At 54.2% G+C, this 445-nt stretch carries 1 protein-coding gene; it reads right to left on the bottom strand.

The window, feature by feature from the left end:
- Positions 1–149: 149 nt before the first annotated feature.
- A partial coding sequence (locus ACTHUR_RS20975; protein ID WP_440400741.1) for a coproporphyrinogen III oxidase occupies positions 150–445 on the bottom strand: 296 nt, incomplete at its 5' end.

The raw sequence follows: 445 nt of genomic DNA, 5'->3' as shown, positions 1-445 counted from the left end.
CTTCAATTCAAACACTTCGGGATGCGCCTTGAAATACTCTACGGCGATAAATCCGCCGCCGATGATGATCACCAGAAACACCGCCATGACAATCATGGCAAGGATGAATTTGTCCGAAGGATGGGCGTCGGGCTTGCGTTTATCCGCCATTATTGCATCTCCGAGAGCCAGTCGCGGGCGGTGAGAAACTCGTTCAGCCGCGCTTCGGGCGAACCTTCTTCCGGCGCGTATTGATACTCGAAACGCACCAAAGGCGGCATGGACATCAAAATGCTTTCAGTGCGCCCGCCGCTTTGCAGGCCGAACAGCGTACCCCTGTCCCAAACCAAATTAAATTCCACATAACGCCCGCGCCGGTAAAGCTGGAAATCGCGTTCGCGTTCGCCATATGGCGTGTTTTTGCGTTTCGCCACAATCGGCAGATACGCTTCGATATAGCCTTCGC

The organism is Neisseria sp. P0021.S007, from assembly GCF_051956855.1.
Note: the sequence above shows the minus strand (reverse complement) of the source record. Positions and strands in the feature narration are given on the sequence as shown.